The sequence below is a fragment of the Arthrobacter mangrovi genome (assembly GCF_026011795.1).
Classification (GTDB): Bacteria; Actinomycetota; Actinomycetes; order Actinomycetales; family Micrococcaceae; genus Crystallibacter; species Crystallibacter mangrovi.
In genome coordinates this window covers 302,034-320,795 of sequence record NZ_BRVS01000001.1, presented here as the reverse complement: position 1 = coordinate 320,795, position 18,762 = coordinate 302,034, and the positions used below count along the sequence as shown (strand labels likewise).

Sequence of the window (18,762 nt, the reverse complement as noted above, 5' to 3'; positions counted from 1 at the left end):
GTCCGGTCATTGGATGCTCTGTCCACGGATGCCCGTGGCGTTGGATAATCGGACCATGGTTTCGCTCGCCCAGCTCAGCGCCGAACTCGGCCCCTCCCTGCACCGCGCAGTTCCCGGGACGGTGCCCGGCGTCCAGCTCAGCGGCGTGCACGTGTCCGAACTGGAGGACCCCACCGCCTACCTGGAAGGCGGCGAGCTCCTGCTGACCACGGGCATTCCCCTCGGTGGAACGGCGGCGACGGCCTCCGCCTACGTCCGCCGGCTGGCCGCCAGGGGCGTCGCCGCGCTCGGGCTGGGGCTCGGCGAGGGACTGGACAGCGTGCCGCCGGCACTCATCGAGGCCTGCGCCGGGGAGCGGTTGGAGCTGATGGTGGTGCCGGACGGCGTCCCGTTCCTCGATGTCTCGCGCGCGTTCTGGGACTTGGCCGGCCGCAGCGGGCAGGCGGACCTGATTGCCGGGCTTGGCACCCAGACGGCGCTGGCCCGGGCGGCGATGCGGCCGGATGCGCTGCCATCCGTGGTGCAGGGGCTGGCGCAGGCACTCGGCGGCTGGGCCGCCTACCTCCCGGCCGACGGCGGAGCCGAGACGATCTGGCCCACGGGATCCGCGGCGCTGCTGCCGCACCTGCGCGAGGAAACGGCCAGGCTGAACCGGGCGGGCGCGCACTCGGCGGCGACGTTCTGGCTGCACGGCAGCCCCGTGGTGGAGTACCCGATCCTGGTCGGCCGGCGGATCGAGGGCTTCCTGGCCATCGGGTCGGGCCGCACCGTCACCAAGGCGGACCGGCAGATCATCATGACCGTCTGCGTGCTGCTTGCCCTCAAGGCGCAGCAGCACGAGGAGCTGACCGGCTCGTCGGCGGTGCTGGGGTCCGCGGTGGCCAAACTGATTGTCCGCGGGCACGTCGAAGCGGCCCGGCTGCTGGCGGCCGACGTCGGGCTGGGCCCGCTGCCGGAGCGGGTGCGGATGCTGGCGGCGCGGACGGAGGACGGCGACCTGCGGGCCCTTGCCGTGACCGTCGCCGGGCTCACTGTGGAGGACGGTGCCCCGGGCCCGGGGGCCGCCCTGGCCATGAGCCGGCTCCGCTTCGCCGAGGACGGCCTCGGATTCTTCCTGCTGGACACGGCGGACCTGGTACCGGCTGCCGCACCCGAGCCGGAAGAGTACGACGGCGGACTGTTGCCATGGGAGGGCGGGCCCGACGCGGCGGGCGGGTCGCCGTCGGGGACGTCCGAGGCGCGCGCCCACGGGGAACCGCTTCCCGCGGGAATGGAGGCGGACGGCTCCATCCGGCTGACGACTGCCGATCAGCCTGGCCGGCCGGCAGCTGGCGAGCAGGCCGGGCGGGAATCCGGGAGCGACACCGCCGGCCGGCCGCGCACCGGCGCGGCCTGGACCGGACCCGTTCCGCTCGCCGACGCCGCTTCCCAGGCAGCCGTCCTGCGCCGCGCCGCCCTGCAGGCACCAGCGGGCCGGCTGGTCGGTACCGCGGGGGATGAGGATTCCCGCGCCGACCGCTGGGTGGACGCGCTCGCCGGCTACCAGCGCGCGGACCTGCTCGGTGCCGTCGCCGCCTACCTGCGCCGCCGCGGGCATTGGGAGGAGACGGCGCGCGACCTCGCGATCCACCGGAACTCGCTCCGCCACCGGATCGCCGTCGCGCAGCGGCTGCTCGGCGTCAGCCTCGACGATCCGGACACGGCCGCCCACCTCTGGCTCGCCCTGCGCCGCCGCGGACTGTGACTACCTCCACTGTCCGGTCTTCCGGCTGGTTCAGCGGCGCAGCCACTCCAGCACGGAGTCGGTGTGCTGGCCGAGGGCCGGCGGTGCGCTGCTGCGCGGCTCGAAGGCGGGCGTCCAGCTGATGGGATGCCGGACCTGCCGGCCGACCGTCCGGCCGGCGGCGTCCTGGACGTCGATGGTGGGCTGCAGCCCGAGGGAGTCGGCGTACTCGATGCCGGCGTCGATCGTGGCCACCGGTCCGGCGGGCACGCCCACGCCGACGAGCTTGTCCTGCCAGACGGCGGCGGTCGCGGTGCCGAGGGCCTGCTCCAGCAGCGGGATCAGTTCCGCGCGGTGTTCCACCCGGGCGCTGTTGGTGGCGAACCGCGGGTCCTCCGCCAGCTCGGGCCGCCCCAGGACCTCGGCCAGCCGCCGGAACTGCCCGTCATTTCCGCACGCGATGGCGAGCGGCCCGTCGGCGCACTCCAGCAGCTGGTAGGGCACGATCGAGGGATGTTCATTGCCCATCCGGCCGGGCACCTTGCCGGCGCCGAGGTAGGCCTGTGCCTGGTTGGCCAGCGCGCCCTGCAAGCTGGAGAGAAGGTTGACCTCCAGCAGGCTCCCGCGCCCGGAGCTGCTGCGCGCATTGAGGGCTGCGAGGATACCGATCGTCGCGTCCTTCGCGGTCAGCACGTCGACCAGCGCGACGCCGGCCTTGTAGGGGGAGCCGTCCGCCTCGCCGGTGATGCTCATCAGTCCGCCGACCGCCTGCACGATGAAGTCGTAGCCCGGCAGCGATGCCCCCTGGGCCGACCCGAAGCCGGAAATCGAGGCGTAGATGAGCCCGGGATTTTCCGCAGACAGCTCGTCGTAGCCCAGGCCCAGCTTCGCCATGCCGCCGGGCTTGAAGTTTTCCACCAGGACGTCCGCCCGCAAAGCCAGTTCGCGGGCCGCGGCCAGGTCCCCGGCGTCGGACAGGTCCAGGCAGACGGACTCCTTGTTGCGGTTGACGCTCTCGAAATAGGTCGATCCGGTCGGGGAGAACGGCGGGCCCCAGCTGCGGGTGTCGTCGCCGGCCTCCGGTCGTTCCACCTTGACCACCCGCGCGCCCAGATCGGCCAGCGTCATGGTGGCCAGCGGTCCGGCCAGCACACGGGAAAAGTCCGCAACCAGAACGCCTTCCAACGGACGTACAGCGGACGACGGCGGGAGGCCGGGCTGTGCAGGCATCGGTGCCCTTTCGCTGGAGAGATGCCGGACCGTTGTCGGCCCGGAACTGGCGACCAGTCTAGGAAGGCCATTCGGCTCCCCGCATTGGACGACTCGGCCCGGAGCGGGATGGAATGCACAAGGACCGGCAGCCGACGAGGGGGAGGCTGCGGTCCGGGCGGAAGCGCGAGGGAGCGGGCGGGACTACGATGTCCGCATGGGAGACGGGCGGGTGCCCGAGGGCTGCGCCGGCCTGGTCGGCGGCCCGGAACCGGACGGCCAGGCGGCTGCGGCGATCCTGGCGCGGCTCGATGCGCTGGCTCCCTACAGTGCGCGCGATGCTGCGGGCGAGGAGATCGAGCCGGGCTCGCCGCTGGCTGCGATGGACCGGCATTTTGCCGCGTCGCGGAGCGTGAGCGGCCTGCTCAAACAGTCGCTCGCGGCGGCGATGGACAACCTGCAGGCCCTGCGCCGGCTGCTGTTCGTGGAGGAGCCGTCCGGCGGGGTGTTCTACCGGCTGAACTCGCACGCGCCGTATTCGCTGGTCCGGACCGTGATCGAATGCGGCACGACGGTGCTCTGGGCGCTGCAGCCGGAGGAAGGCCGCGAGCGAATCCGGCGCAGCCTGGTGCTGGTCGCCAGGGATGTCTTCAATGCCGCCTCGTTTTGGGATGCCTACCTCGAGGAGCTGCACCCGGAGCTGCATCCGGATGCGCGGGACAGCTTCGAGGGACTCCGCCATGAGGTCAACGAGGCGGCCCGGGCTGCCGGCCTGTCGCCGATCTTCACCAGGAAGGCCGGCGGCCACTGGGGCTACGCGACCAAGAACAGGACGCAGACCGCGATCCTCAAGGATCTGAGGGCGGACGGCGGCGTCCCGGCCGAGTTGATCTACATCTGGCAGTTCTGCAGCGGCTACTCGCACGGACTGGAATGGGCCGCCGGAAACCCCGGCAGCTATCCGGGGCCCTTTAGCGGCCACGGCGGCGGGGTCGGCCGTGCTGGTGCAGGGGACGGCAGTCCGGGCGGTGGATTCGCCGGTTCCGGCGCGGCGCGCGAAGCCGCCGGCGGCATGGCCCAGCTGCGCCGGGCTTCGGATGCCGCCTGCGACCTGATTCCCCGGGCGTGGGAGCTGTACGACCTGCGGCGCCGGGTATGGCCGTTGCTGTAGCAGGGCGAGGAAATCTGTCGATAATAAAGCTTTTCCCAGCGTTTACACCTTTAGTGAGCCCCGTCATATTCCGCGTATTTCGGGGCGCAATACCGTAGCAGCAGTGCGGCATCGGCCTTCCAAGGCGTGGCGCCGCCAAGAAACCTACTGGATGACCCTTGCGTTCTAAATCATTCATTTGTAGGGTTTTTCCGTGATGGCGATCACGTGGCCTTCGTCACAACGGGGAATGGGGCTCCTCGGAGGCCACGCTCGACCGCTTATAACTATCAGTCCTGAAGGAGCGCAATGTCAGCCGAAATGACGCGGCCCGCTGGGGAGGCCGGCATCGATGAGGATGCCGAGCATCTGGCCAGCCTAGGTTACTCGTACGATCAGCAATTCAAGCGCGAAATGACTTTCTGGGGGAACGTCTCCCTCGGCTTCACCTACCTGTCTCCGGTGGTGGGCATCTACTCGCTGTTCGCCGCGTCCCTGGGGATCGCCGGACCGCCCATGTTCTGGTCGCTCATTATCGTCGGCGGCGGCCAGCTGCTCGTGGCAACCGTATTCGGCGAAGTGGTCTCCAACTACCCGGTTGCCGGCGGCGTGTACCCCTGGTCCCGGCGCCTGTGGGGCCGCAAGTGGGGCTGGATGAACGGCTGGGTCTACCTCTGCGCGCTGCTGGCCACCATCGCCAGCGTCGCCTACGGCGCCGGCCCGTTCCTCAGCTCGCTCCTCGGCATGGAAAGCAGCGTCAACTCGGTCATCCTGGCGGCGCTGGGAGTCATCCTGCTTGCTACGATCCTGAACCTCGGCGGCACGAAGGTGCTGAACAAGGTCGCCATGCTCGGGCTGCTCGCCGAGCTCGGCGGCGCGCTGGTGGTCGGCTTCTGGCTGATCGTGACCGCCCGGCACCATGACCTGAGCGTCCTCTTCCAGAGCTTCGGCGCCGGCGAGGGCAGCAATTACTTCATCGCCTTCGCGGCGGCCGGCCTGATCGGCATCTACCAGTACTACGGGTTCGAGGCGTGCGGCGATGTGGCCGAGGAAGTTCCGAGCCCGGGGCGCACCATCCCGAAGGCCATGCGCATGACCATCTACATCGGCGGTTTCGCCGCCATGTTCGTCTGCCTGTCCCTGATCCTGGCGGTGCCGGACTTCGGCGCGGTGATCAGCGGGACCGACGCCGATCCGGTCGGCAACGTGCTCCTGGCGGCCTTCGGCCCGGTCGGCATGAAGGTGGTCCTCGCCGTCGTCCTGATCTCCTTCGTTTCCTGCGTACTGAGCCTGCAGGCGGCGTCCTCGCGGCTGGCCTACTCGATGGCCCGCGACGGCATCCTCCCGGCGAGCAAACTCCTCAGCAAGTTCAGCGAGTCCCGCCACGTGCCGCCGTATGCCCTGCTGCTGGCCGGCCTCGTCCCGGCGCTGATCGTGATCGGCTCCAAGGTGTCCGAGGACGCGCTGGTCACCATCATCTCCTTCGCCGCGATGGGCATGTACATGGGCTTCCAGATGGTGGTCCTGGCTTCCCTGCGGGCCCGGCTCAAGGGCTGGCGGCCGCGCGGTGCCTTCCAGCTCGGCGCCTGGGGCATCCCGGTCAACGTCGCCGCGCTCGCCTGGGGCGTCCTCGGCATGGTCAACATGGCCTGGCCGCGGACCCCGGAGGCTGGCTGGTTCTCGAACTACATCGTGCTGATCTCCGCCGTCGGCGTCGTTGTCCTGGGCCTGGTCTACATGGCCTGGAAGAAGCCCTACCTGAAGGGCGATGCACCCGCCGGAGACGCCATCCCGTCCGGACCCCGGCACTCCTTCAGCGACTGAGCATCCCTCAGCCCTCCAGCACCCCTTCAGCATCAGACCAGTCACACAGACGAAAGAACAGGTTCCACCATGAGCACGTCCACCGTTGAGGTTCCCTACCTGAACATCTCGGACCCGTCGTTCGCGATGCAGTCCGAAGAGCTGCGCACCGCCCGCGAGCAGAGCTGGTACGCCCGGACCAACTTCGGGCTGGCCGTGCTGCGCTACGACGAGGTGAGCAAGCTGCTCAAGAGCCCCAAGCTCTCCCAGGGCAGCGCCAAGTGGCCGGCGCACAACGGCGTCCACGGCGGACTGTTCTTCGACTGGTGGACCAAGAACCTGCTGGTGCTGGAGGGCGAGGACCACCACCGGATCCGCCGGCTGCTGAACCCGGCCTTCTCCCCGCGCCTGATCAAGGAGCTGGTGCCCCGGTTCCAGGCACTGGCCAACGAGCTGGTGGACGCATTCATCGACAAGGGCGAGTGCGAGTTCATCCGCGACTTCGCCGAGCCCTACGCCACCCGGGTGCTGACCATCCTGCTCGGCATCCCGGAGAGCGAGTGGCCCAAGATCGCGCGGCTCGCCTCCACCGTGGGCCTGGCCCTGGGCGTGACCTTCAAGCAGGACCTGGACAAGGTCGAGGCGGCCGTCGCCGAACTCTATGACTATGCGGAGGAGCTGATCCGGGACCGGCAGGCCAACCCGGGCGAGGACTTCGTCTCCCGCCTGGTGCTGGCCAGCCGGGACGGCGACCGGCTCAGCGACGAGGAACTGCGCAACGCACTGGTGCTGTTGATCTTCGGCGGCATGGACACCACGCGCAACCAGCTGGGCCTGGCCATGCAGTCCTTCATCCGCAACCCGCAGCAGTGGGAACTGCTGGCGGAGCGGCCCGACCTTGGCGGCAAGGCCGTGGAGGAAGTCATGCGCACCAACCCGACCGTCACCTGGGTGACCCGCGAGGCCGTCGAGGACTTCGAGTACCAGGGACTGGCCATCGCAAAGGGCACCACCGTGCACCTGTTCACCCAGTCCTCCGGCACGGATCCGCGCGCCTTCCCGAACCCGGAGATGGACCTGCTCGGCGAGCATGCGCCGCACTACGGATTCGGCGGCGGCGTCCACCACTGCCTCGGCCACTTCGTTGCCCGGGCGGACATGAGCGAGGCGCTGCCGCTGCTGGCTAGCCGCCTGGCCAACCCGCACCTGGTCGGCGGCGACGAGTGGCTGCCGGATTCCGGCAACACCGGCCCGATCCGCCTGCCCATCGGCTTCACCAAGCGCTCCTAGCCCACCAACAGCACCACAGCACCACCTACGGAAGGACTTTCCCATGAGGACCATCGACGTCGACCGCAGCCTCTGCGACAACCACGGCCAGTGCGCCATCGCCGCCCCCGAAGTGTTCCGGATGAACACCGACGGCGTGCTCGAATACGAACCCACCTTCGACGACGCCCTGCTGGACGAGGTGGAAGAAGCCATCGACGTCTGCCCCGTCCAGGCGATCTTCCTGAAGGACTAGCGATGACCCGCAGAATAGCCGTCGCAGGGGCCTCGATGGGAGGGCTGCGGGCCGCCGAACAGCTGCGTTCGGCTGGCTGGGAGGAGGACATCGTCGTCCTCGGCCAGGAGTCCCACCCGCCCTACAACCGGCCGCCGCTGTCCAAGGAGCTGCTGGCCGCGCCGGGCTCGGCCGCCGAGGCGCTCGCCGCGGTCACGCTGCGCCAGCGCAGGACCGCCACCGGCATCGACTGGCGGCTCGGCGCGCCGGTCACCCGGGCGGACCTGTCCGCCCGCACGCTGACGCTGGCCACCGGCGAGGAACTGGCCTACGACGGCCTGGTCATCGCCACCGGCCTGCGCCCCGCAAGGGTCGAGGTGCCGGGACCGCGCCACGGCCGCCACGTCATCCGCACGATCGATGACACGCTGGGGCTGCACCGCGAACTGTGTCCGGGCACCCGGGTGGTGGTGGTCGGCGCCGGCTTCATCGGCTGCGAGGCCGCCGCGACCGCGACGTCCCTGGGCTGCCAGGTCACGCTCGTCGAGGGCGGCAGCGGACCGATGGAGCGCCCCCTCGGCCGGCGGCTGAGCGACGGCGTCCGCCGCTTCCTGGCAGAGAAGGGCGTCCACTGTGTTTCCGGCCGCCGCGTGGTGGAATTCCTGTCGGAGACAGGGGACGGGTACGACGCCGGATCGCACCTCAGGTGCGCCGGCGTCCGGCTGTCGGACGGCACCGAGGTCCCCGCCGACGTCGTGATCGAAGCCGTGGGTTCGAAGCCGAATACGGAGTGGCTGGCCGGCAACGGGCTGGACCTAGCGGACGGCGTGCTCTGCGACGAGTCGATGCGCGTTATCGGCGCCCGCGGGGCGCTGCCGTCCGTGGTCGCGGTCGGCGACGTCGCCCGCTATCCCGACCAGCGCACGGGCACCGGAGCCCGCCGCGTCGAGCACTGGGCCACCCCGGCTGACACGGCAAAGATCGCCGCGCCCGCCCTGGTCGCGGGGCTCAACGGCGAAGCGGTGCCGGAACCCGCGGCGCCGCTGCCCTCCTTCTGGACCGACATCTTCAAGATCCGGATCCAGGGCGTCGGCAGCCCGGCGCTCGCCGAGCGGATCGAGGTCCTCGAAGGCGACCCGGACCGCCCCGCCGCCGGTGCCGCGCTGGGCTACTACCGCGACGGCCGGCTCATCGGAGCCGTGACCTGTGCCCTGCCCGCCGACAAGCAACTGCACTACCGCAAGCTCGTGACCGATGCCGGCGTGGCCGCACGCCTGGCCGCCGTCTAAACCGCCGGCTACGAACGACTGAAAGAAGACTGCCATGACCCTCACCCCCGTACGGCCCGATGTGGCCGGAACCGACCTGCTGGCCGGACTTAACGACCGAGAAGCGTTCGCCCGCCACCGCGAGCGGAACCTGCGCCCCGACGTCGTCCGCGACCTGGGACGCAAGATCCAGGAAGCCGGCGTGGAGTACGTCTACTACGCGCTGCCGACCATCGGCTCGCGCATGGTGGCCAAGATGGTCCCGGCGAACCACTTCAAGCGCAACCTGGAAAAGGGCATCTGCTTCCACCGCACCGCCCTGTCCGACTTGCAGAACGACCGCTACGGAAACCTGATCGGCGGCGGCATCGAGGCCGGCGAGTTCTGGGCGCTGCCGGAGCCCGACACCTTCGTGGTGCTGCCTTGGGACACCTCGGTGGCACGGATTTTCTGCACCGCCTACGAGCCCCCGCACCTGCCGGAGGTCGGCGGCCGCCTGCTGCCGATCGACACCCGCTCGCTGCTGATCCGCAGCCACGAGGCCTTCACCGCCCGCACCGGGTTCGAGGTCCGCTCCGGTACCGAACCGGAGATGACCTGGGAGGGGCCGGGCCTCGAGGTCGTGAAGAAGCCGGGCACCAGCCCGGCCTACCAGGTGGAGAACCTGGAGCGGATGCGCCCGATCTACAAGCAGCTGGTCACCTACGCGAAGGCGATGGGGCTGGACATGATCGAGGGCGACTACGAGGACGACGGCCAGCTCGAGCTGAACTGGATGTACGACCGCGTGGAGAACACCGCGGACCGGCTGGTCACCTACCGGCAGATCTGCAAGCAGGTGGCCCGCGAGTTCGGCGTCACGGCCAGCTTCATGCCCAAGCCCTACAACGGCCAGATGGGCAACGGCTGCCACCACAACCTGAGCCTGTGGGACGGGGACACCAACGTCACCGAGGACGCCGGGCGGGTGGAGCTGCATGTCTCGCAGACGGCCCAGCATGCCATCGGCGGCCTGCTCGCGCACGCCCCCGGTTCCATGGCGGTCATGGCCTCGACGGTCAATTCCTACAAGCGGTTCTGGGACGCCGGCCAGTTCGCCCCGAGCACGGCCAACTGGGGCCTGGACAGCCGCGGATGCCTGGTCCGGATCTCCTCCAACGGCCGGATGGAGTACCGCGTGCCGGACGCCGCCGTGAACCCCTACCTGTCCCACACGCTGCTGATCGCGGCGATGGAGGACGGCCTGAACCGGCAGCTGGATCCGGGACGGCCCGACGACGGCGGCGCGGACGTGCCGGCGATCGGCGGCCAGCTGCCGCTCACCCTGGGGGACGCCATCGACGCGTTCGTGTCGGACACCTACCTCACCTCGGCGCTGCCGGCGGACCTGGTCTCCATCTACACCCAGCTGAAGCAGGAGGAGTGGGCGCGGTACTGCGGCGCCATCACCGAGTGGGACCGCGAGATGTACTGGGAGACCATCCCGTGAGCCCCGCGACCCTTTCCCCCGGCCTCCTGCGGCTGGCCTGCATCGACTCGGAGGCGCCGCCGCTGTTCAACCTGGCCGACGGCGCCGGGCACCGCCGCGGCTACGAGCCGGCCGCGGCCGAACTGGTGGCCTCAGTGCTGGGTTTGCGCATCGAGTGGGCGTTCCTGGCCTGGGACGACATGCTGCCGGCCGTGCGCGACCACCGGGTGGACGCCGTCTGGTGCGGCCAGGGCATCATCCCCGAGCGCCAGGCCATCGTGAACTTCACCGACCCCTACGCGGTCTTCGACGAAACCGTGCTGGTCCGCAGGGGCGATCCGGCGCGCTCGCCCCAGGACCTGGCCGGCTACAGGGTGGCGGCGATCGAGGGCAGCGCGAATATGAAGCTCGCGGTGACCTTCCCCGGCGCCGTCCCGGTGCCGTTCACCGGCGAGGACGTCTTCGGGGACATGCTCGCCGCCCTGCGCAGCGGGGAGGTGGACGCGATGGTGGACGACGACGTCGTCACCGTCCCGCTGGGCGAAGACCCGGCCTACGACGTGGCCTTCACGCACCCGACCGGAAACCGGTGGGGAGTAGGCGTGGCCAAGGACAACCCGTTCCTGCTCGCCGACCTCAACGCCGCGCTCGCCGCAGTGGTGGCGGACGGCCGGCTGGAGCGGACCTGGCGGCAGTGGATGCCGCAGCTGCCGTTCCCGCTCGGCGCGGGGGTCCCGGCATGAGCCGGCCGCTGATCGGGGTGCCGGGCATGTGGTCCAGCTCGGTGCACGGGCTGCGCTTCGAGGGCGTCGCAGTGGCGGCGCAGGTGCTGCGCAGCATCGCGGCGGCCGGCGGGGAGCCCGTCATCATGTTCCCGGAGGGTGCCGCCGCCGCGGACCAGGTGCGCAGGTTCGACGGCGTCGTGCTCCCCGGGGGGGCGGACGTCTCGCCCGAGTTGTACGGGGCGGAGCCGGACGAGCACTACTGGCCCGCCGACTACGCGGGACAGGACGCGTTCGAAACCGAGGTCCTGGCCGCGTGCGTCGCCGCCGGGGTGCCGACGCTGGCGATCTGCCGCGGGCTGCAGCTGCTCAACGTGGCGCGCGGCGGCACGTTGATCCCGCATCTGGAGCCGGGCGGCGAAGCGGGCAGCATCCAGCACAAGGGCGCCGTGCATCCAGTTTCGGTCACGGCGGGGTCGCTGCTCGCGTCCGTGGTCGGTTCCGGGCCGGTGGAGGTTTCCTCCTACCACCACCAGGCGGCAGGGCAGGTGGGCGCGGACCTGCAGGTCACCGCCGTTGCCGACGACGGCGTCGTGGAGGCCCTCGAGGTTCCGGGTGCGCCGCTGCTGGCGGTGCAGTGGCACCCCGAGGACACCGCCGACAGCAATCCCGCCGACCACGCCCTGTTCGCCTGGGTGGTCGAGGCCGCCCGGGCCCGGCGGGACGGCGCGGGGCAAGGCGCGTCGGCGCAGAGTGCCGGTGCCGGCGGGCAGCTGGCAGGTGCCCGATGAACGCCCAACCGCTGCGCGTGGATCCGGCCGCGGTGCTGCCCCGGGACAATGGGACGCTTGGCCCCGAGGCGCCGCGCATCGCCGTCGTCGTGTCCCTGACCTTCCCCGGCATGACGGAACAGACGCTGGAACTGATGGAGCGGTTCACCCGGGTGGCGTTCGAGACGCTGCACGCGGCCGGCGCCCGGGCCGAACTGGTGGACAGCGCGGCCGAAGAGCTGCTGCCCGAGGCCGAGCTGGCCCGTTACGACGGGGTGCTCTTCCTCGGCGGCGGGGACGTGGACGGGTCGCTGTACGGCCACACGGATCCGGTGCCGAATTCGTACGGCGTGGACCTGCGCGCGGACGAGTACTGCCTGGAGCTGATCCGCGGGGTGCTGGAGCGGGACCAGCCGCTGCTGGCCATCTGCCGCGGCTCGCAGCTGCTCAACGTGGCGTGCGGCGGGACGCTGGTGCCCGACCTGGACCCGTGGCACCTGCACCGGGGCGGTCCCGGCGAGCCGATGTTCCTGGACGAGGAAGTGGACCTGCTGCCCGGTTCCAAGGTGGCCGCCGTCCTGGGCCGGGACTCGGTGACCGTGCGCTCGGGCCACCACCAGGCCGTCGGGACCGTGGCTCCGGAACTCGCGGTGGCGGCGGTGGCGCGGGACGGCGTGGTCGAAGGCACCGAACATCCGGCAAGGACCTGGGTGGTCGGCGTGCAGTGGCACCCGGAGGATTCCGACGGCGACGCGGGGCACCGCTCGCTGCTGTTCGAGGAATTCGTGCGGCAGAGCCGGGCTAGCGGCGGGGCGGAGGTGCGGGATCTGGCGGAGGCGGGCCGGGCCTGAGTCGGCGGGGCGGGGTATTGGCAGACCGCGCCCCTGCTGCCTCGCGCGGCGCCTGGTCCGTGCGGCTACTCCGCCGCGCAGATCAGGCGCAGGTCGAGGTTCGGCACGTCCAGCGGGATGAAGCAGAAGCCTTCCGGCTCCGTCTTGACCCGTTCCCCGACGATGAAGCGGCCGGAGTTTCCCAAAATGACCCGGTTCTGGCCGTTGAGGATCGCGGCGTCGCCCGGGATCCGCCGGACGAACGGGATGAAGGTGTTCTCGAGGTCCCGGATCCGGATGTCGCAGCCGGTGACCCCGATGAACTGTCCGTGGATATAGCTGGGCACGGTGCAGGTCATGATGTACTCGTCGAAGCCCAGGTAGTCGACGTACGGGCCGGCGATGGACTGCCGGCCGGTCTTGGCGGCAATCGAAAACCAGGGGGCCTGCTCGTAGTCGTAGAACCGTTCGCCGTCGGGCGTCAGATCGAAATCCAGCTTTTCGATTTCCCCCGCTCCATTCCGGAACCACCATTCCAGGACGCCTTCAGCGTCCTTTAATGCCGAAATGGAGAAAATGACTCCTGCCCCGACGACAATAGGATGGGAATCCAGGAATTCGGCGGATATTCCACGCAGCCCGGAAATGTCATTCCGGGATATTTTATCGCCAGCCCCGACCTTCGCTTCCAGCTGTTCTTCCACCTCGGCGCACGTGGACGAGAGGTCTTTGTACAGCGCGTTCAGCCACGACTCGATCGCAGCGGCCACGGACGTAGCAGCGGCGCGGGCCGATACGGGCGCGTTCATCGAATCTCCTCTTCGTCGCCGGCATGGGTCAGCGTGAGCTTGGTGTCGATCAGGTGGTAGGTGTTCCGCCGGATGTGCTCGTGGACCAGCCGCTGGGCCCGGTCCGGGTCATCTGCCCGGACGGCGCTGACGATCTCCAGATGCTCACGGGCGGCTGCCGCGGAGTCGAAAATACCGGCCAGCGGCGTCCACAGCAACTGGCCGACTTCAGCCTGCAGCCGGATCTCCTGCGCGGTCAGCCGGGGCGACTGCGCGACCACGGCCAGCTCGATGTGGAAGCGGCTGTCCGCGCGGGCCCGGCCCTCCGGGGAGTCCGCCCGGTCGAGCCCCCGGGCCAGTTGCTCCAGCCGGTCCAGGTCATTGGGGTGCGCTCGGTCGCAGGCCAGGCGGGCGGCGGCGGACGCGACCGCCGTCTGCTCGTCGCCGAGGTCGCGCAAATCCGCGATGGAGGTTTCCTGAAGGTACCGGCGCAGCTGCTCGGCCTGCGTGGCGGGGGACTTCACCACGAAGGTTCCGCCGCTGCGGCCGCGCCGGGTTTCCACCACGCCCTGGTCGCGGAGCGCGGCCAGCGCCTCACGCAGGGTCGCGCCGGCGACGCCGAACATCTCGGAGAGCTCGGACTCCGCCGGGAGCCGTTCGCCCACCCGCAGCATGCCGAGGGAGATCGCCGTCGAAATCCGGCGCACGATGGCTTCCGACCGCTCCATCTCGGGCAAGGAGCGGTAGATCTGCGACTGCAGCACCGGGGGTGACGCCACGATCTCTCCTTAAGGCCGGATCCAGGCAGGCATGACGGCTGGCCACTGCCGGGAATGACGATATTCTACTCTGCCGGCGCGGGCATATTTCAATATTGCGAACGGATATGTTCGCGCTTGTTCGCGCGCGGGAGAATTAGAAGAAATGTGGGGAAATGCTGGAACGGCCGTCCGGCTGAGGGGATATTTTGGGGAACATGAGTTATTACCAGAGCATCAATCCAGCCACCGGGGAAACGATCTTCGAAGCGGCCACCGCCAGCGACGAGGAAATCCAGAGCGCACTGAAGCAGGCGCAGGCGGCCTTCGAATCGTGGCGGCATTCGGCCGTCGGGGACCGCTCCGAGGTCCTGCGGCGCGTGGCCGCGCTGTACCGCGAGCGCCGCCAGGAACTCGCCGAACTGATCAGCCTCGAAATGGGCAAGCCGGTCAGCCAGGCGCTGGGCGAGGTGGGCCTGGTGGCTGACATCTACGAGTACTACGCCGAAGAGGGCCCCGGATTCATGGCGGACGAGCCGCTTCAGGTCCGCGGCGGCGGCGAGGCGGTAGTCCGCTCCGCGCCCGTCGGCGTGCTGCTGGGAATCATGCCGTGGAACTACCCCTACTACCAGGTGGCGCGGTTCGCGGCACCGAACCTGATGCTCGGCAACACCATCCTGCTCAAGCACGCGCCGAGCTGCCCGCAGTCCGCGCTGGCCATGGAACAGATCTTCCGTGACGCACAGCTGCCCGAGGGCGCCTACGTGAACGTGTTCGCGACGAACGACCAGGTCGCCGACATCATCGCCGACCCGCGCGTCCAGGGCGTCTCCCTGACCGGCAGCGAACGCGCCGGCGCCGCCGTGGCGGCCCTGGCGGGGCAGCACCTGAAGAAGTACGTGCTGGAACTCGGCGGCAGCGACCCGTTCATCCTGCTGGACGCGGAGGACCTGGACGCCGCCGTGAAGGAGGCGGTGGGCGGACGGATGGGCAATGCGGGCCAGGCCTGCACCGCCTCCAAGCGGTTCATCGTCGTCGAGGACCTCTACGAGGAGTTCGTCGAGAAGTTCACGGCGCGGATGGCGCGCATCACGCCCGGCGACCCCCTGGACCCCGCCACCCGGTTCGGCCCGCTGTCCTCCCGCGCCGCCGCCGAGGGGCTGGTGGAGCAGATCAACGACGCCGTCTCGAAGGGGGCCACCCTGCACACCGGCGGCCACCTGGTCGACGGCCCCGGCGCCTACGTGGAGCCCACGGTGCTGACCGGAGTGGAGCCGGGCATGCGGGCCTACACCGAAGAGCTCTTCGGTCCGGCCGCCGTGGTCTACAAGGTGGCGGACGCCGAGGAAGCGATCGAGCTGGCCAACAGTTCCCCCTACGGCCTCGGCGGAGCGGTATTCAGCGCCGACGTGGACAAGGCCAAGGACGTCGCGGACAGGCTGGACACGGCATGGTCTTCATCAACTCCGTTGCTGATACGCAGGCGGACCTGCCGTTCGGCGGCGTGAAGCGCTCGGGCGTCGGCCGCGAGCTCGCGGGCTACGGGATGCAGGAGTTCGTCAACAAGAAGCTCATTCGCATTCCGGCAGCCAAGTAGGGGCCGCCCGGCAGGAGGCCCCGGGAACGGGCCGGCGGCGGGTCATGTCCCGCCGCCGGCCGCCCGGGTGCCGGACGGATCTCCCGGACGGCAGGGGCGCCAGCTCCGGCTGCCGGTGCCCGCTAGCCGCGACGGCGGATGGCCAGCTCGAAGACCGGAAGGCTACGCCGGACCATGTCCTCGCTGGCGGTCAGGGAGATCCGGAAAAAGCCCGGGGTCTCGAACAGCGCCCCGGGCATCACGAGGACCCCTTCCGCGCCCACCTCTTCCGTGAAGGCCATGTCGTCCGGCTCGGGGGAGGGGACGTAGAGGTAGAAGCTGCCCTCAGTCTTCCTGATCCGATAGCCCATCCCGGCCAGCGCCTCCACCATCAGGTCCCGCTTCCGTTGAAGCGCGCCGACGTCGATGGTGAACTGTTCGAGCGCGGGAAGTGCCTGCTGCAGCACCGCGTTGGGGTAGATCCAGCCCATCGCCAGCTGGAGGGCGGCCAGGGGCTCGGCGAGCTGCCGGCGGACCGGCATGGCGGCGGGCAGGGCGAGGTAGCCGATCCGCTCACCCGGCGCCAGATGGGTCTTCCCGTAGGTGTACGCCACCAGGGTGTAGGGGTAGAACTCGGCGGGCGAGCGGAAGCGGAGGCCGTCGAACACGATGCGGTTGTAGGCCTCGTCGGAGATCAAGTAGATGCGCCGGCCGGTGCGCGCCGAGGCCTCCTCGAGCACTCCGGCCAGGGCGGTGAGCAGCTCCGGCGGGTAGATCCGGCCGGTGGGATTGTTCGGGGAGTTCACGATCACGGCCCGCGTGCGCGGGGTGACGGCCGCGGCGATGGCGGCCAGGTCGACGTCGAACGTGTCCGTGTTGACCTTCACCTTGACCGGAACCAGTGCCGCCTCGGTGATCAGCGGCTCGTAGCAGAACCACGGGGGCAGGCTGTAGATGACCTCGTCGCCGGGATCCGCGACGGCTTTGAGGGCCATGGCGATCGCCGTGAAGCCGCCGGTGGTCAGGTAAAGGTCCTCGGCCCGGAACCTTATGCCGAGGTGCCGATCCAGGGAGGCCGCGGCGGCCTCCCGCGCCCTCGGCTCGTTGGTTTTGTAGGCGTACCAGGCCTCGTTCCGCGGAGTGAGCGCCTCGCGGTAGGCGGAGACGTACTGCTCCGAGGGCATGTCGTGCGGGTTGCCGAGGGCAAAGTCGCAGACTCCCGGTTCGTCCCGGCGCCGCGCGTAGACGGACGTGGTCAGGAAGCTGTTGATCCGCCGGTAGGAGGCGACGCCGGCAATTCCGGCGGCACGGTACGACGCCGGTGCCCGGGTGGCCGGGGCGGGTGCGCCTTCGTCGGGATGCGGCATGGCTGCTCCTCTCCGAAGGCCATGTTCCTCCTGGAGCGGCGGATGCGGCAACGGCCGATCGTCCCCGGCCCGGGGCGGCACCGGTACGATCGTCCTTGGCCCACGGCCGGACGTCGGGCTGCTGTCCCGGCCACCCGCCGTCGTCCGTCAGTTGTTCGCGGGAACGGTCCCGGCGGAGGGGAGGCGCACGAAGAATTCGGTACGGCCCGGGCGGCTGTCCACGCCGACCGTGCCGTCGTGCGAGGTGACGATGGCTTTGACGATCGACAGGCCGAGGCCGTGCGAGCCGCTGCGGTCGGAGCGGGACGTATCCGCGCGCGCGAAGCGGGAGAAAATCTGGCCGGCGAAGCCCTCGGGGATCCCGGGCCCGTCGTCCGCCACGCTCACCCGCACGTAGCCGTCGTCCCGGGCCAGCGACGTGACGACCGTGGTCCCTTGGCCGGTGTGCCGGTGGGCGTTGGTCAGCAGGTTGACCAGGACCTGGCGCAGCTGGCCGGGATTGGCGCGGAGGGTGACCGGATCGTCGGGGACGTCGAGGACCCAGCGGTGGCTTGGGGCGATGGCGCGGACATCATTGACGGACTCGGCGACCAGCGCGGTCAGGTCGACCTCGCTTTGCTCCGCGCGCTGGCCTTCATCCATCCGCGCGAGCAGGAGCAGGTCCTCGACCAGGGCCGTCATCCGCTTGGCCTCGGACTCCACCTTCCCGATCGAGGACCGGCCCTCGGGACTGAGCTGCTCGGTCAGCCGGATCATTTCGGAGTAGCCGCGGATGGCGGTCAGCGGAGTCCGAAGTTCGTGGCTGGCGTCGGCCACGAACTGGCGCAGTTTGGTCTCGCTCCGGTGCCGGGCATCGAAGGCGCCCGCTACGTTGTCCAGCATCAGGTTGAAGGCATGGCCGACCCGCCCGACTTCGGTGGCGGGGACCGCGATCTTCGCCGGGACGCGCTCGCCGATGGCGACGTGGCCCTGCCCCAGCGGCAGCCGGGAGACCGAGGTTGCGACCCCGGAGAGCTGCCCCAGCGGCCGCAGGGTCCGGCGGATGATCAGGGTGCCGACGAGCGCGGCCGCCAACAGCCCCGCAGCGGAGACGCCGGTCATGGTCCGCGTCAGCGACTCCAGGGTCTGCTCTTTCGCGAGCAGCGGCAGGCCCGTGACGATCGTGGCCTCGCGGCGCTCGCTCCAGCGGGCGACCAGCCGGTACTCGCCGACCGAGAGCCGGTGCTCTTCGGGAGCCGCATTCAGCTCCAGGCTCCTGATGACGCGCGTGTCTGCCGCCGTAAGGTCCTGGCGTTCGCCGTCGGGCATGAAGACGCCCGCGTTGCGGACCTCATCCTCGCTGATGCGGGCGTTCAGCACGCCGACGACCTGGCCAGGCGTGGTCAGGGGATCTGCCGGTTCGGGCACCTGTCCGGACCCGTGCTGCTCCGACTCGCTGTCGCGGCCGTCCCCGTTGTGGTCGTCCTCGTCGTCGGGCCGGAAATCCTCCTGCGACCGCAGGGCGCGGTTGGAGGCCTGTTCGAGCTGCTCGTTCAGCTGGCCGCTGAGGAAGGACTCCATCGCGGCGTGCGCCGACAGGCCGACCGCGGCGCAGATCGCGGCCAGCAGGGCCAGGACGATGATCACCAGCTTGGTCCTCAGCTGCCAGGGCCGGAACAAGCGGCGGCCCCGCCCGCCCTGTGCCTTGGGCACGGCCTGGTCAGTGCCTCCCTGCGCCGTATCCGGCTTCCCCCGAGTGTCCATGTTTGTCTTCCGGGCTTGTCTTCGCGAGCGGAGCTCCCAGCTCCTTCCCAAGGTGATGTAGGTAACTGTAATGGTTATTGTTG

The 18,762-nt window shown here is 70.1% G+C and carries 15 protein-coding genes and 1 pseudogene; 11 read left to right on the top strand and 5 right to left on the bottom strand.

Annotated elements, in window-relative coordinates:
* The first annotated feature begins 55 nt into the window (after positions 1-55).
* On the top strand, positions 56-1,744 hold the full coding sequence (locus tag AHIS1636_RS01445) for a PucR family transcriptional regulator (protein WP_264794020.1): 1,689 nt from the start codon (positions 56-58) through the stop codon (positions 1,742-1,744).
* A gap of 30 nt (positions 1,745-1,774) precedes the next feature.
* Here AHIS1636_RS01445 and AHIS1636_RS01440 read toward each other — a convergent pair whose 3' ends face one another.
* Positions 1,775-2,953 (bottom strand): CaiB/BaiF CoA transferase family protein, encoded by a 1,179-nt coding sequence (locus tag AHIS1636_RS01440; protein ID WP_264794019.1) that lies wholly within the window; start codon positions 2,951-2,953, stop codon positions 1,775-1,777.
* A gap of 196 nt (positions 2,954-3,149) precedes the next feature.
* Here AHIS1636_RS01440 and AHIS1636_RS01435 point away from each other — a divergent pair, with 196 nt between their 5' ends.
* The 9 genes from AHIS1636_RS01435 (at position 3,150) to AHIS1636_RS01395 (ending at position 12,468) form a co-directional block, all read left to right on the top strand.
* Positions 3,150-4,103 carry a hypothetical protein gene (locus AHIS1636_RS01435; RefSeq protein ID WP_264794018.1) on the top strand — a complete coding sequence of 318 codons (954 nt, stop codon included), beginning with the start codon at positions 3,150-3,152 and terminating at the stop codon, positions 4,101-4,103.
* Positions 4,104-4,391: 288 nt separating this feature from the next.
* The gene (locus AHIS1636_RS01430) at positions 4,392-5,906 is read left to right on the top strand and encodes an APC family permease (protein ID WP_264794017.1); all 1,515 of its coding nucleotides are present in this window, start codon (positions 4,392-4,394) and stop codon (positions 5,904-5,906) included.
* Positions 5,907-5,975: 69 nt separating this feature from the next.
* On the top strand, positions 5,976-7,175 hold the full coding sequence (locus AHIS1636_RS01425; RefSeq protein ID WP_264794016.1) for a cytochrome P450: 1,200 nt from the start codon (positions 5,976-5,978) through the stop codon (positions 7,173-7,175).
* A 43-nt stretch (positions 7,176-7,218) separates the two neighbouring features.
* Positions 7,219-7,410 carry a ferredoxin gene (locus AHIS1636_RS01420; protein ID WP_005273960.1) on the top strand — a complete coding sequence of 64 codons (192 nt, stop codon included), beginning with the start codon at positions 7,219-7,221 and terminating at the stop codon, positions 7,408-7,410.
* Positions 7,411-7,412: 2 nt separating this feature from the next.
* The gene (locus AHIS1636_RS01415; RefSeq protein WP_264794015.1) at positions 7,413-8,678 is read left to right on the top strand and encodes an NAD(P)/FAD-dependent oxidoreductase; all 1,266 of its coding nucleotides are present in this window, start codon (positions 7,413-7,415) and stop codon (positions 8,676-8,678) included.
* Positions 8,679-8,712: 34 nt separating this feature from the next.
* Entirely contained in the window at positions 8,713-10,146 is a 1,434-nt protein-coding gene (locus tag AHIS1636_RS01410; RefSeq protein ID WP_264794014.1) for a glutamine synthetase family protein, read from the top strand.
* Positions 10,143-10,868, top strand: coding sequence for a transporter substrate-binding domain-containing protein (locus AHIS1636_RS01405; protein WP_264794013.1), 726 nt, complete (start codon positions 10,143-10,145; stop codon positions 10,866-10,868). Before AHIS1636_RS01410 ends, AHIS1636_RS01405 begins: the two co-directional genes overlap by 4 nt.
* Positions 10,865-11,638: a gamma-glutamyl-gamma-aminobutyrate hydrolase family protein gene (locus AHIS1636_RS01400; RefSeq protein ID WP_264794012.1), complete on the top strand. Its 774-nt coding sequence runs from the start codon at positions 10,865-10,867 to the stop codon at positions 11,636-11,638. Before AHIS1636_RS01405 ends, AHIS1636_RS01400 begins: the two co-directional genes overlap by 4 nt.
* Positions 11,635-12,468, top strand: a complete 834-nt coding sequence (locus AHIS1636_RS01395; RefSeq protein WP_264794011.1) for a gamma-glutamyl-gamma-aminobutyrate hydrolase family protein — start codon at positions 11,635-11,637, stop codon at positions 12,466-12,468. Before AHIS1636_RS01400 ends, AHIS1636_RS01395 begins: the two co-directional genes overlap by 4 nt.
* Positions 12,469-12,533: 65 nt before the next feature.
* Here the strand turns inward: AHIS1636_RS01395 and AHIS1636_RS01390 are convergent, their stop codons facing one another.
* On the bottom strand, positions 12,534-13,256 hold the full coding sequence (locus AHIS1636_RS01390) for a cache domain-containing protein (RefSeq protein WP_264794010.1): 723 nt from the start codon (positions 13,254-13,256) through the stop codon (positions 12,534-12,536).
* Positions 13,253-14,014 (bottom strand): FadR/GntR family transcriptional regulator, encoded by a 762-nt coding sequence (locus tag AHIS1636_RS01385; RefSeq protein WP_264794009.1) that lies wholly within the window; start codon positions 14,012-14,014, stop codon positions 13,253-13,255. Before AHIS1636_RS01385 ends, AHIS1636_RS01390 begins: the two co-directional genes overlap by 4 nt.
* A 197-nt stretch (positions 14,015-14,211) precedes the next feature.
* Between AHIS1636_RS01385 and AHIS1636_RS01380 the strand changes: the two are divergent.
* Positions 14,212-15,590, top strand: a pseudogene (locus AHIS1636_RS01380) (NAD-dependent succinate-semialdehyde dehydrogenase).
* Between the two features lie 122 nt (positions 15,591-15,712).
* On the opposite strand, the gene AHIS1636_RS01375 reads toward AHIS1636_RS01380, so the two are convergent.
* Both AHIS1636_RS01375 and AHIS1636_RS01370 read right to left on the bottom strand, forming a co-directional pair.
* Positions 15,713-16,936 (bottom strand): aminotransferase class I/II-fold pyridoxal phosphate-dependent enzyme, encoded by a 1,224-nt coding sequence (locus AHIS1636_RS01375; RefSeq protein WP_264794008.1) that lies wholly within the window; start codon positions 16,934-16,936, stop codon positions 15,713-15,715.
* Positions 16,937-17,083: 147 nt separating this feature from the next.
* The gene (locus AHIS1636_RS01370; RefSeq protein WP_264794007.1) at positions 17,084-18,679 is read right to left on the bottom strand and encodes a sensor histidine kinase; all 1,596 of its coding nucleotides are present in this window, start codon (positions 18,677-18,679) and stop codon (positions 17,084-17,086) included.
* Positions 18,680-18,762: the final 83 nt, after the last annotated feature.